The organism is Streptomyces sp. NPDC090994, from assembly GCF_044768905.1.
Classification (GTDB): Bacteria; Actinomycetota; Actinomycetes; order Streptomycetales; family Streptomycetaceae; genus Streptomyces.
On record NZ_JBIVWS010000018.1, the window covers coordinates 27,025 to 39,884 of the forward strand.

Annotated in this window: 13 protein-coding genes; 7 read left to right on the plus strand and 6 right to left on the minus strand. The window is 71.7% G+C overall.

What is annotated here, in order from left to right; genetic code table 11:
* Positions 1–14: 14 nt before the first annotated feature.
* The 5 genes from ACIQR3_RS28840 (at position 15) to ACIQR3_RS28860 (ending at position 4,811) form a co-directional block, all read left to right on the plus strand.
* Positions 15–1,001, plus strand: a complete 987-nt coding sequence (locus ACIQR3_RS28840) for a PDR/VanB family oxidoreductase (protein ID WP_403543565.1) — start codon at positions 15–17, stop codon at positions 999–1,001.
* 173 nt (positions 1,002–1,174) lie between these two features.
* Positions 1,175–2,392, plus strand: coding sequence for a cytochrome P450 (locus tag ACIQR3_RS28845; protein ID WP_403543566.1), 1,218 nt, complete (start codon positions 1,175–1,177; stop codon positions 2,390–2,392).
* A 223-nt stretch (positions 2,393–2,615) separates the two neighbouring features.
* Positions 2,616–3,767, plus strand: coding sequence for an FAD-dependent monooxygenase (locus ACIQR3_RS28850; RefSeq protein WP_403543567.1), 1,152 nt, complete (start codon positions 2,616–2,618; stop codon positions 3,765–3,767).
* An 18-nt stretch (positions 3,768–3,785) separates the two neighbouring features.
* Positions 3,786–4,328, plus strand: a complete 543-nt coding sequence (locus ACIQR3_RS28855; protein WP_403543568.1) for a hypothetical protein — start codon at positions 3,786–3,788, stop codon at positions 4,326–4,328.
* Between the two features lie 108 nt (positions 4,329–4,436).
* Positions 4,437–4,811 (plus strand): hypothetical protein, encoded by a 375-nt coding sequence (locus tag ACIQR3_RS28860; protein ID WP_403543569.1) that lies wholly within the window; start codon positions 4,437–4,439, stop codon positions 4,809–4,811.
* Between the two features lie 17 nt (positions 4,812–4,828).
* Here the strand turns inward: ACIQR3_RS28860 and ACIQR3_RS28865 are convergent, their stop codons facing one another.
* The 6 genes from ACIQR3_RS28865 to ACIQR3_RS28890 all read right to left on the minus strand — a co-directional run bounded on the left by ACIQR3_RS28865 (position 4,829) and on the right by ACIQR3_RS28890 (position 10,392).
* Positions 4,829–5,662, minus strand: coding sequence for an IclR family transcriptional regulator C-terminal domain-containing protein (locus ACIQR3_RS28865; RefSeq protein ID WP_403543570.1), 834 nt, complete (start codon positions 5,660–5,662; stop codon positions 4,829–4,831).
* Positions 5,663–5,823: 161 nt separating this feature from the next.
* A complete protein-coding gene (locus tag ACIQR3_RS28870) occupies positions 5,824–6,255 on the minus strand; it encodes a nuclear transport factor 2 family protein (protein ID WP_403543651.1) in 432 nt (143 codons plus the stop codon).
* Positions 6,256–6,260: 5 nt separating this feature from the next.
* The gene (locus ACIQR3_RS28875; protein ID WP_403543571.1) at positions 6,261–7,814 is read right to left on the minus strand and encodes a bifunctional 3-(3-hydroxy-phenyl)propionate/3-hydroxycinnamic acid hydroxylase; all 1,554 of its coding nucleotides are present in this window, start codon (positions 7,812–7,814) and stop codon (positions 6,261–6,263) included.
* Between the two features lie 78 nt (positions 7,815–7,892).
* Positions 7,893–9,122 carry a CaiB/BaiF CoA transferase family protein gene (locus ACIQR3_RS28880; RefSeq protein WP_403543572.1) on the minus strand — a complete coding sequence of 410 codons (1,230 nt, stop codon included), beginning with the start codon at positions 9,120–9,122 and terminating at the stop codon, positions 7,893–7,895.
* A gap of 53 nt (positions 9,123–9,175) precedes the next feature.
* Positions 9,176–9,535: a hypothetical protein gene (locus tag ACIQR3_RS28885; RefSeq protein WP_403543573.1), complete on the minus strand. Its 360-nt coding sequence runs from the start codon at positions 9,533–9,535 to the stop codon at positions 9,176–9,178.
* A complete protein-coding gene (locus ACIQR3_RS28890; RefSeq protein WP_403543574.1) occupies positions 9,532–10,392 on the minus strand; it encodes an extradiol ring-cleavage dioxygenase in 861 nt (286 codons plus the stop codon). Before ACIQR3_RS28890 ends, ACIQR3_RS28885 begins: the two co-directional genes overlap by 4 nt.
* Positions 10,393–10,628: 236 nt before the next feature.
* Between ACIQR3_RS28890 and ACIQR3_RS28895 the strand changes: the two genes are divergently transcribed.
* Complete coding sequence (locus ACIQR3_RS28895; protein ID WP_403543575.1) at positions 10,629–11,462, plus strand: citryl-CoA lyase; 834 nt, start codon at positions 10,629–10,631, stop codon at positions 11,460–11,462.
* Between the two features lie 204 nt (positions 11,463–11,666).
* On the plus strand, positions 11,667–12,449 hold the full coding sequence (locus ACIQR3_RS28900) for an MFS transporter (protein ID WP_403543576.1): 783 nt from the start codon (positions 11,667–11,669) through the stop codon (positions 12,447–12,449).
* Positions 12,450–12,860 lie beyond the last annotated feature (411 nt).

Genomic DNA, 12,860 nt, shown 5'->3' on the forward strand with positions numbered 1-12,860 from the left:
CGGGAGGCGACAACGTGGTCGTACACACCCTGATCTCGCCGAAACCTCAGAACACCGCGTCCACCGCGACGCTGGAGGTCCGCGGCAAGGACGCCGTCGCCGACGGCGTCGTGTCCCTCGTCCTTGCCCGACCCGACGGCGGACGGCTGCCGGACTGGACGCCCGGTTCGCACATCGACCTGGTCCTGCCCGAGGGAATCACCCGGCAGTACTCCCTGTGCGGTGACCGATGGGACCCGTACACCTACCGGATCGCGGTCCTGCGCGAACCCGGGGGCCGGGGCGGCTCGGCGTACGTGCACGACCGCCTCGCCCCGGGAGACCTGGTGGACGTCGGAGGACCGCGCGGCAACTTCCCGCTGGTGCCCGCCGACCGGTACGTGTTCGTCGCGGGAGGCATCGGCATCACCCCGTTGCTGCCGATGATCCACCAGGCCGAACTGATGGGTGTCGCATGGCAGTTGCTGTACGGAGGCCGCACCCGGGCCTCGATGGCGTTCAGGGAGGAACTGGCGCGGACCTACGGCGACCGGGTGCACATCGTGCCGCAGGACGAGTGCGGGCTGCTGGACCTCGCCTCGTGGCTGAGCGTGCCCGACGCCGGGACCAAGGTGTACTGCTGCGGGCCGGCACCGCTGCTGGCCGCCGTGGAGCGGGCGTGCTCGGCCTGGCCGGCCCACAGCCTGCGCACCGAACGCTTCGCCGCCGCCGAACAGCCCGCGCCGGCCCGGACCGCCCCCTTCCAGGTGGAGCTGCGCCGTACCGGCACCACGGTCACGGTCACCCCGGACCTCTCGGTCCTCCAGGCCGCGCGCCGAGCGGGAGCCGACATCCTGTCGTCCTGTGAGCAGGGCACCTGCGGGACGTGCCTCACCCCCGTGCTGGAAGGGGTGCCCGATCACCGCGACACGCTCCTCGCCGACCACGAACGGGCAGCCAACGACCGCATGTTCCCCTGCGTGTCCCGCTCCCGCGGCGACCGCCTCGTCCTGGACCTCTGACCCCGCCGACCCGGATCTTTGAGCCCGCAGACCCGGACCTTTGACCCCGCCGATCCGGGCCTGTGAGCCCGCCGACCCGGACCTTTGACCCCGCCGATCCGGGCCTGTGAGCCCGCCGACCCGGATCTTTGACCCCGCCGAGCCGCACACGGAACGTACCGGGAGCCGCACCCATGACCCCAGCCCCGCACGCCACGGCCGCCCAGCCCACCAGCGACGCGGACCCGTTCGCCCCCGACCACCTCGCCCGCCCCGAGCCGCTGCACCAGGCACTGCGTGAAGCCGGCCCGGTGGTCCACCTCACCCGGTATGACGTCCACGCGCTGGCCCGCTACCAGGAGGTGCGCGCCGCGCTGGTCGACTGGCAGACCTTCCAGTCCGGCGCCGGCGTCGGACTGGCCGACTTCCGTCACGAAAAGCCGTGGCGGCCACCGAGCCTGCTGCTGGAGGCCGACCCGCCGCACCACGACGCCCCGCGGCGCGTACTGCGGGACGTCCTGGCCCCGCCCGCCCTGCACCGACTGCGGCAGACCTGGCGGGCGGCCGCCGAGGAACTCGTCGACGACCTGCTCGCGAGCGGACGCACGGAGTTCGACGCCTTCGACACGCTGGCCAAAGCCTTCCCCCTGCGCGTCTTCCCGGATGCCGTGGGACTCGGTGCCGAGGGGCGGGAGAACCTCCTGCCCTACGGGAACATGGCCTTCAACGCCTTCGGCCCGCGGAACGCCCTGGTGGCAGCCGACGCCCCCCGCGTGGCCGAACTGTCCGCCTGGGTGAGCGCCCAGTGCACCCGTGAGGCGCTGGCAGAGGGCGGGATCGGCGCCCGCATCTGGGCAGCCGCTGACCGAGGCGACCTCACCGCGCAGCAGGCACCACTGGTGGTGCGCTCCCTGCTCACCGCCGGGGTGGACACGACCGTCCACGGACTGGCCGCCACCCTCTACGCCTTCGCCACCCACCCCGACCAGTGGCAACGGCTGCGGCAGAAGCCGGAGTTGGCCCGGGTGGCGTTCGACGAAGCGGTGCGCTGGCAGTCACCGGTGCAGACCTTCTTCCGCACGGCCACCACGGACGTCACCGTCGCCGGAACCGTCATCCCCGAGGGAGCCAAGATCCTCATGTTCCTCGGCGCCGCCAACCGCGACCCGGCCCGCTGGACGGACCCCGACCGCTTCGACCTGGGGCGCGACCCCTCCGGCCACGTCGGCTTCGGCATGGGCATCCACCAGTGCGTCGGCCAGCACGTCGCACGCCTGGAGGCGGAGACACTGCTCACCGCCCTCGTCAAGCGCGTCGATCACCTGGAACTGGCCGGTGAACCCCGGCGCCACATCAACAACACACTCCGCTCCTGGGCCTCACTTCCGATCCGGATACGCCCGGCAGGCTGAAACGCCCCGGCAGGCCCACGACCAACCGGCGACACCAAGAGCACCAACACGTCTTGCTCCTGACGCCGCCACCACTCGCACTCCTCACCCACGCGCCCCCGACGCGGCAGTACCGCCCCTCGGCCCGGGCGACACCGTACGTATCCACATCGGACACTTCGGGAACCCCAGTGTCCCCGGCCCGGCGCCGGTACCCGTTCCGCCGGTCCGAAGGAAAGGCAGCATGAGCAAGATCTCCAGAGTCCTCATCCAGGGCGCCGGCATCGGCGGGCTGGTCGCCGCCACCGCCCTGGCCCGGCGCGGTGTCCACGTCGACGTCGTCGAACACCGCCCGCCCGGGGCCGTCCTGGGCGTCGGCCTCAACCAGCCCGGCAACGCCCTCGCCGTCATGCGGGAGATCGGCGTCCTGGACGACTGTCTGCGACGCGGCTACCAGTACAGCGACCTCCGCGTGATCACTGCGGACGGCGCGACCGTCGACATACCGCCCCCGCCGTTCCCCGGCGTGCCGCCCAACAACGCCATCCAGCGCCGGGAACTGTGCCAGGTCCTGCTGGACGCCGCCCGGAACGCGGGTGCCCGCCTGTACCACGGAACGACCCTGTCCGAGATCCGGGAGGAGGCCGACGGCGTCCACGCCGCCTTCGCCGCCAAGGCCGACGGCGCCACCGTGCCCGAGGCCGCCCGCTACGACCTCCTGGCCGGCTTCGACGGCATCCGCTCACAGGTCCGCAAGCACGTGTTCGGCGACCGCTACGACGCCGAGTACACCGGCTTCACCTGCTGGCGCATCAGCCTGCCCCGCCCGGCGGAACTCGACCGCATCGTCTACTCCCTCTCCGGCGACGTCAAGGCCACACTCATCCCGCTCGGCGCGACCGACTCCTACGTCGCCCTGGTGGCACCGCAGGAGCAGATCGGTGTGCGGCCCACCGCGAGCCAGATCGCGGACACCATCAAGACCCTGCTCGGACGCTTCCCCGGCTGGATCGGTGAGCTGGCCGCAGTGGTCTCCGCGGACTCCGCCTCCGCCGCATTCAGCCCCATCGAGCAGGTGACCCTGCGCGAGCCGTGGTACCGCGGACGTGTCGTCGTCGCCGGTGACGCCGCCCACGCCAGCACCCCGCACATGGCCCAGGGTGCGGCGATGGCCGCCGAGGACGCCGTCGTCCTCGCCCAGTGCCTGGACGCCGAGCACGACGTGGAGAAGGCGCTGCGCACCTGGTGGGAGCGGCGCATGCCGCGGGCGGGTTTCGTCCAGGACTACTCGGCGGCCCTGCTCCGCAGCGAGTCGGGTGTGCCGACGTCGCTGGACGAGGAACTGCTGCGCACCCCGATGCCGGCGGCTCAGGCCAGGCTGGCGGAACCGTACTGACCCGTGTGAGGCGGTGCCTTGACGAAGGACACGGAGCCGGGGAGCGACGGCCCGAGCGCGGCAAGCAGCCTCTTCACCGGCGGTGAGTTCCTGGTCGCCGATGCCGCCGCGTCGTCCTGCTGCGGGCGCCGTTTCGGCGGCACGGGGCCAGGAACGACGCCCAGGTTCGCCGAGGTCCTCGCGGAGATGACCCCGGAGGAGTCGGCGGTCGCGGCAGACAGCGCCCGGCCGAGCGCGGGTGATTCGGTGGCGTCTGCCTGTGCAGGGGCCGAGCGGCAGGTCATCGGGGTGCTGACGGTGCCGAACGGGCAGCGCGGAACGGGGACGGAGGTCCTGCCGCAGGTGTATCGGGACATCATGGAGGTGGTGGCGGACGCGCCGGGACCAGTCCGCGCCAAGCAGATCGTGCCCAGGATCGGGCTGCCCGCCGAGACTGGGAAGATCGAGGGCACCCGGTGGAAGCTGAAGCGGCTGGTGGAGCGGGGCTGGCTGGACGAGGATGTCCCCGGCCTGTTCACTTTGGCCCGGCGCCGGGGTGGCGCTTCCCCCAACTCCCGTTGACAACAGGGCCCTCACGTCACACGGCGCTACTCGATCGCCGAGGACGCCGACCGATGGGGCATCTGCGGTGGCAGCAGCGGCGGCAACTGCGCCTTCACGGCTGCGTGGATGCGCCCGGACAAGTTCCGGCGAGTCATCTGCTACCTCTCCAGCTTCACGCAGATGCCGAACGGAAACCCGTACCCTGCCCTGATCCCCCACGCCCCCCGCAGACCGCTGCGCATCTTCATGCAAGCAGGCCACCGCGACCTCAACTGGAACGGGCCCGAAAGGAACTGGCTCGCGAGCAATCTGCGCGTGGCAGCCGCTCTCGCGGAAGCAGGCTACGACTTCCGTCTCGTCCTCGGCGACGGTGGCCACAGCCCCAACCACGGCGGAGTCCTGCTCCCCGATGCGCTCCGCTGGCTATGGCGCCCAGCCCTCGGCTGCAGGGCCGCCGACGGCCTGGGCACCCTCCTGCACGACGTCGAAACCCGCTTATGAGGGCTCACTGTGAGGCGCTACTCACCCACCGCCTGCCGGACATGCTCGGCCGGGTCGATCTCGCTGTGCGGCCGTCGCTGCCACAGGGCCCAGTCGGCACTGATGTCGCTCGCGGCGCGCAACAGCTGCGGCAGGTGCTTGTCGAGAAGTGTCTCGACACTGGTCTCGGCGGCGTGGACGGTGATGTTCATGGCGGCCCGGACGGCGCCGTCGCCGTCACGCACCGGCGCGGCGATGGACCGTACGCCTGGGGCCAGTTCCTCGTCGGCCAGGGCCCAGCCGCGAGCGCGTACGGTCATCAGTTCTGTGGTGACGGCCTCGGGATCGCGCGGCAGGAAGGCGGGCAGCCCGGAGCGGCTGGGCTCGGCGAGCACCTCCCGCAGCTCCCGCGGGTCGAGGGCGGCGAGCAGGACCTTGCCCTGGGAGGTGCGCAGCGCGGGGAACCGGGTGCCGATGTCGACGCGCAGGGCGATGAGCTTGGGGACCGCGACCCGGGCGACGTAGACGATGTCGGAGCCGTCGAGCTGGGCCATGGAGGACGACTCGTGGGTCGTGGCCACGAGGTCGGCCAGGTGCGGACGGGCGATGTCCCACAGCCCGAGGGAGGAGGTGTAAGCGATGCCGAGGCGCATCACCTTCGGGGTGAGGGTGAAGACGCCCTCCTCACTGCGGACGTACCCGAGTTCCTCCAGGGTGAGCAGGAGACGCCGGGCCGTGGGCCGGGCCAGGCCGGCCTGCCCGGCCACGTCGGCCAAGCTCATCCGGGGACGGCGGGAGTCGAAGCAGGTCAGGATGTCCAGCCCCCTGGCCAATGCCTCCACAAAATCCGGGCTGGTGCCCCGTCCCGCCATCTGCTGCCTCCGTACGTTCGTGCCGGTTCGCCCCGGCCCTCGGAATTTCGACGCCCATGGTGCCACAGGCGGACACCCATCCGCCGGGTGAGGACGGGCTGATGGGTGTCCGTCGAGGGACGTGGCGCCGCTATGCGGACATGTGACCGGTCCATCGTGGCTCAGTTCGCGTCCGTTGCCGCCAGGGGGGTGGCGGCAGGGGAGGCGAAGTCGCGGACGATCTCGTGGCGCACCGGCCGCCACCCTTCCTCCCGCCGGACGAAGCGGGTGCGGTAGCGGCCGAGCACCCGGACGGTCAGGGTCCGCCCGTCCACGTAGTGGTAGCGGCACTCCGCCGTCATGGCCGTACCGTCCGTGTCGGCCCGGACGCGCGGGTTGGAGATCAGATGGTGCCCGTCCGGCTCGGGAGCCAGCACGTCGCGGTACCGCCGGGCCACCGCGGCGCCCCCGCGCAGCGGCCCGGCCGAGCCGGGGAGGTGTACATCCGCGTCGCCGAGCAGACCGGCGAGGGAGTCGAAGGCGCGGCGGTCGACAGCGTCGGTGTAGTCGGCCCAGAAGTACAGCGCGGCGAGGTGCGCCCCGGCGAGGTCCATGCCGCTCACCGCCGTACCGGTTGCGGAGCACCGAGGGCGCGGAGGAAGCCGGCGGCGAGCTGTTCCGGGTCCTCGCCGGGCGCGGTGGTGCCGTAGACGTAGAAGTCGGGCCGCACGAGCACGCATTGCGCTCCGGCGTCGGTCAGCCAGGCGGTGTAGGCGCCGTCGGTGTCGACGACCGTGTCCGGTCCGGGACGGTCGCCCAGCGACCACACGCCGATGCCGGCCGCCGCGAGGGCGTCCCGGTGTGCGGAACCCAAGCCGGCCAGGGCGTCGGCGGGACCGATCAGGGCGCCGGGCGAGCCGGTCACGTCGTCGAACAGAGCCGTCCCCGTCTCGCCGGTGACCTGGGCCTGGAGGGAGAGGGTGCCGGCGAGGCCGCCGTCACCGGTGTGCAGGCCCTGTCCGAGGCGGGGCAGCGGTCGGGGCGACGGTGTCAGGCCCGCTGTGAGGTCCGCCTTGAGACGGGTGTCGCGGGCCGCGGCGTCCGCCGGGTCGCTGATACAGATGACCTGCCCCAACTCCATGGAGAAGGAGATGAAGTCCGCCACGTGCTCGGCGCGTTCGGACCCGTAGCTGTCCAGCAGGGTGTCGGGGGCGCCGCGCAGGACCGCGTCGAGTTTCCATTCCAGGTTCTGTGCGTCGCGCAGGCCGGAGCACATGCCCTGCCCGGCGAAGGGCGGCATCTGGTGGGCGGAGTCACCGGCGAGGAGGAGCCGGCCCTTGCGCCACCGGTCGGCCCAGCGGGCCTGGAAAGTGTAGACGGCGTGCCGGGTCAGCGTGGCGTTGCCGGGGGTGGCGCCCCAGGGGGCGAGGAGCTGCCAGGCGTATTCCTCGGAGGCGAAGCGGGCGGGGTCCTCGTCGTCCAGCCGCATGAACTCCCACCGCCGGCGGCCGGGACCGGCGGGCACCAGGGTGGTGGGCCGCCGGGGGTCGCAGGACTGCCAGGCGGGCGGCTCGATGCCGAGGGGCTGCGTCAGGACCAGGTCCGCTACCAGCCAGTCGCGGAAATAGCCCAGGTCGCTGAAGCCCGCGCCGATCCAGTCGCGCACGGTGCTGTTGGCGCCGTCGGCCCCCACCACGTACCGGCCGCGGACGGCGTAGGACGTCCCGTCGGCCTCCACCTCGACCTGGACGCCGTCGTCGTCTTCGCGGTGGCCGGTGACGCGGTGGCCGCAGCGGACGGTGACGGTGCCGGTGGCGCGCACGAGGTCGTCCAGGGCCTCTTCCAGCGCGGGCTGGTGGAAGAAGTTGCTGATGTTCCAGCCGGACGGTCCGCGGCCACGCCAGTCGAGCCGGACGAGGGGCTCGCGGCCGGCGTTGCGCCACTCGTAGAAGTCGTCGTACGCCTCGGTGATGTGCGGGATCGCGGAGGGCGGCAGTCCGATTCCCTGGAGGATGCGGCCGATCTCGTCGTCGTGGTGGACCGCGCGGGGCAGGGGGTAGGCGGTGCGCTGCCGTTCCAGGACCAGGACGCGGTGGCCGCGCCGTCCGAGTTTCAGTGCCAGCAGCCGGCCGGTGGGGCCGTAGCCGACGACGACGATGTCGAACGACTCCATGATGCTCTCGATTCGAAAAGCGGGCCCGGGGCGCGGGCCGGGGATGTGGTGGGTGCGGCGTAGCCGGGGGGTGACGGGTCAGCCGCGCGGGCCGGCGGACTCGCCGTCGGCGCCCGGCGTGCTGAGCCAGGCGCGGATCTCCTCGGTGTGCTGGCCCAGCGCGGGCGGGGGCAGCAGGTAGGAGGCGGGGGTGGCGGAGAAGGTGATCGGGTTGCGCACCGAGGGCACCATGGCGTCGCCCGTTCCGACCTCCACGACGGGTTGCAGGCCCAGGCGCTCGGCGAACTCGACACCGTCCTTGACCGTGTTGATGGGCCCGGCGGGCAGGCCGGCGGCCGTCAGGAGGTCGAACCACTCGTCGGCGCCGCGTTCCTTCAGCCTGGCCACCAGGTGGGGGCGCAGTTGTTCGCGGTTGGCGGTGCGGTCCTCGTTGTGCAGGAAGCGCGGGTCGTCGACCAGTTCCTCCAGTCCGAGGACGGCGCACAGCTTGCGGAACTGTCCGTCGTTGCCGGCGATGACGATCAGGTCCTTGTCGGCGGTGGGCAGCGGTTCGTAGGGGAAGAGGCTGGGGTGGGCGTTGCCCATGCGCAGCGGTACGGTGCCGCCGGCCACGTAGGCGGAGGTGTGGTTGACCAGGGCGGACAGCGCCGAGGAGAGCAGGTTGACCTCGATGTGCTGGCCCTGCCCGGTGGTGGAGCGGTGGTGCAGCGCGGACAGGATGCCGATGGCTGCGTGCATGCCGGTCATCACGTCGAACACCGAGATCCCGGCCCGGTAGGGCTGCCCGTCGGGGTCTCCGGTCAGGCTCATCAGCCCGGACATGGCCTGCACCAGCAGGTCGTAGCCGGGCAGTGAGGCGCCGGCCCCGGTGCCGAACCCGCTGATCGAGGCGTAGACGACGTCGGCGTTGCGGGCCCGGACGCTGTCGTAGTCCAGGCCGAAACGGCGCAGGCCGCCCGGTTTGAAGTTCTCGATGACGATGTCGGCGCGCGCGGCCAGCTCCTGCGCGGCGGCCAGGTCGTCCGGGTCCTTGAAGTCCAGGGTGACGGAGCGCTTGTTGCGGTTGATCGCCAGGTAGTAGGTGGAGACGCCGTCGCGTACCGGGGGGAGCCAGGTGCGGGTGTCGTCACCGCCGGGGCTCTCGACCTTGACCACTTCGGCGCCCAGGTCGGCCAGCAGCATGGTCGCGTAGGGGCCGGCCAGCACCCGGGAGAAGTCCGCCACCAGCAGGCCGGAGAGCGGGCCGGTGCGGCTGGGCGCGGAACCGGTTCCGGAGGAGGGGACGGCGGTGGGCTGGGGGGCGGACATGGGGTGTCTCCTTGGTCGGTGCTGTGCGTCAGGCCGGATGGGTGGGCCGGGGCTCAGGTGGTGATGTCCGGGTAGGGCATCGTCATGTGCGCGAGCCTGGCGGCGTACTCGTGCTGCATGGCGAGCGGCTCCTCGTAGTCGTCCTCGAAAAGGCCGATCCACAGGGTGAGGGTGAGGAAGGGGTGGGCGCCGAGTTCGAAGAGCTTGACGTGGTCGTGCTCGACCAGCGCGGTGCGTTCCTCCTCGGTGAAGGCCAGCCAGGTGGTGCGGTCGGCGTCGATGCCGGTCAGCCGGGTCATGTGATCGCCCTCCCAGCGGGCGACCAGGGCGGCCGGGTCCTCTTTGTAGGCGGCGACGAGTTCCGGGTCGCGGTCCACGGTGTAGAGGAACTTGTTCAGCAGGTACTTGCTCATGCCGGTGCTCCGTTCGGGTACCAGGTGAAGTACGCCTCCATGGTGTGGAACAGATCGAGCTGGTCCGCGTAATCGGCCTTGCGCTCGCCGGCCACACCCATCATCAGCAGGAAGTCCATGAACCCGTGGGTGGCGTTGCCCGGCTCCCACAGGCTGTCCAGCGTGACCTCGGACAGCGCGCCCTCGATGTCACCGGAGGAGATCCACTCCACCGCCCGCCGGTCGAACTCGGGATCGGGGCCGTGCGGGCCGAACTGGCGCGGCCCGCCCAGTTCGAGGGAGAGGTGCCCGGTGCCGATCACCGCGACCCGCAGGTCGGCGGGCCAGGAGTCGATGATCTCCCGGATGGTGCGGCCGAGCTGCACGAACCGCTTGGGCTGGGGCAGCGGCGGGGCGAAGATGTTGGTGTAGATCGGCACGATGGGCAGGTCGTTCTGGGGCCGCACCGTGATGATCGGGCACGTGATGCTGTGGTCGATCCGCAGCTCGTTGCTGAAGGCCAGGTCGAAACCGCGGTCCAGCCCCTCGCGCAGCATGTAGGCCGACAGCTCCTCGTGGCCCTTCAGCAGCATGCGCGGCAGGCCGAACTCCCGCTCCTCGTTGTAGAAGTTGGCGTCGTACACCGGTGCCTTGCCGACGAGGAACTGCGGCATGTTGTCCAGCCAGAGCTGGTGGAAGTGGTCCGAGCCCACCATCACCAGCAGGTCCGGGCGCGCCCGCTCCAACGTCGCGCGGTACGCCTCCACTTTGCGCACCCACTCGTCCGCGTACTCCGGCCGGTCCCCGGCGGGCAGCCGGCTGGTGCGGTAGAAGAACGGATGGTGCGTGGTGGCCAGTACGGCCACGAGTTCCGCCATGGAATCTCCTTGCCTGAGGGCGCCCCCCCGTCGCGGGGGAGGCGGGCCCGGATGAACGCCGTCGTCCTGGGGAAGCAAGTCGCGGACATGTGTCCGTTGGATCGATCTCCCTGCGCCACACTCGCTTCAGCCGCCCGCCCTGTCAAGGGCCCGTTCACGTGTTAGCCATGCTCTTGCTCCAGGTGAAGGTGGCTCCTATGCTTCCGGACACATGTCCGCGCAACGCTGGGAATGCTATGGAAAACGACGGTCAGACGCCCTCCGCTCACGTCTACGCCACCGGGATCGGCACCTCGGATCTGGACACCATCCGCCTGCTGGGCCATGATCTGGCCGGCGAACTGCTGGGCCGCACCTCGTTCGGCGAGCTGGCCTTCTGGCTGGTCGCCAAGCGGCGGCCCACCCCGGCCGAGTCACGGCTGTTCGAAGCCGTACTGGTCGCGCTGGCCGACCACGGGTTCACCCCCACTGCCATCGCCGCCCGCATGACCTACTACAGCGCCCCCGACTCCTTGCAGGGAGCCCTGGCCGCCGGACTGCTCGGCGGCGGGTCTCGTTTCCTGGGAGTCACCGAGGACACCGGGGCGTTCCTGGCCGAGGCGCTGCGGGCGGCGGCCGAGGCCCCGAAGACTGTGCCCACGCTGTCCGACGACGACGCGCGCTGGGACGATCTCGCCCGCGAAGCCGTCCGTGAGCGGCGGGCCGCCGGACGGTTCGTCCCGGGGCTCGGCCACCCGGTGCACAAGAAGGGAGACCCCCGGACGCCGGTCATCCTCGCCATCGCGGAGGAGGAAGGACTGCGCGGGCCCCACCTGCGCCTGTTCGAAGCGATCGGCCGCATCGCGCCGGAGGTCCTCGGCCGCACCCTGCCGCTCAACGGCGCCGGCGTGTGCGGTGCCGCCCTGGCCGACCTCGGTTTCCGCCCGGAGATCCTGCGGGGCTTCGCCCTGCTGGCCCGTACCGCGGGTCTCCTTGGCCACCTCGCCGAGGAGATGGAGCAGCCGATCGCCCCGGACGTCTACTACTCCGTCGACCGCAACGCCCGTTACACCGGTCCCGGAACGGACTGACGCCCCTCGCCCGGCCCGGCCGGACCACCGTCCGGTCACCGCACGAGGACCCGCCCGTGTCCCGGCCGGACTACCGTCCGGTCACCGCACGAGGACCCGCCCGTCCCGGCACCCACCGTGGCCGTCCCAGCCCAGCGCCAACCGTGACGGGCACCGCGTGCCGCTGCCCACGCCGCCCCGCGCGCCCGCCGGTCCTCCACCACGGTGCCCGCGCTGCCGGCCACACCCTCCTGGCACCTCTCCGCCGGGGAGGCCGGTGACATCGGCTCCCTCGCGGCGCTGGGCATGCTTGTCGGTGCCGGTGTGGCCGGGGCGGCCGGCCGCCGCGTCGGACCTCGCCGGCTCCTTGTGCCGGGGCCGTCCTTCTTCTCGCTGTGCATGCTCGCCTCGGGCGCCTCCGCGGGCCCCGCCACCTTCGCCACCTCCCGCTTCCTCGCCGGTGTGGGCTTGGGCGTGGTGCTGCCGACGCTGACGGCGGTGGTCGCCGAGATGTCCCCCGCCGGACAGCGCGCCCGCAACATCGGCATCGTCATGGCGGCCTCGTGCCTGGGATCCCTGGGCGCGCCGCTGCTGGGCTCGTGGCTGTTGCCCGACGTGTCGTTCCGGGCCCTGTACTACGTCGGGGCGGCGGCGCTCGTCACCGTGGTTCCCCGGGCCTTGTTCCGGCTGCCCGAGAGTCCGTTGCACCTGATGCGCACCGGACGTGCCGAGCAGGCGCGGGACGTCGCCGCGCGGTTCGGCCTGCCCGAACCGCAGCCGCCCGCGGGCACCGTGCCGGACCGCCTGCTGGGCCTGGGCCTGCTGCTGTCGCGCCGGCCGGCTCCCACCACCCTCCTGTTCTGGCTGATGGCGTTCTGCGGGCTGCTGCTGACATCGGCCCTCCTGTTCGAGCAAGTCCCCGCCCAACCGGGCTCAGCAGTACGCCCAAGTTCCGGATCGCGCAGTTGGAGTCCCCCGGGGACCATCGCTCCATCTGGTTACCACTAGGAAGGAGATTCACCCCCTAGTTGCTACGGCAGTTCATGGACACTCGTCTGCCCTGGTACGACGCGGCTCCGCTCCGTGTCGCATGCGCTGAGCAAAGCTTCGAGCGCGCTCCGGCCTTCCGCTGGCGCCCCCTGGCTCCGCTTCCCCCTCCGCGTGCAGCACACGTCCCCCTCCAGCCGCAGGAAGCTCACCCGTTTGCCACGGTAGTCACTCCCGCTGACAGTCCGAGCAGCGCCCGAGTAGTGCTGCTTCAGTCGAGGGGAAAATCACTCGCGGACGTCGGCGTGGGTGGCTAGGGTCGTGTTCGCTCGTGCGGCCGCTGTGTGCCGCTGTTGTCCGCTGTGCGTGTTCTTGGAGGTGTCGACCGATGGCTGTCGCTGCGATGGGCGTTGCCCGCATCCGGAAGTTCGT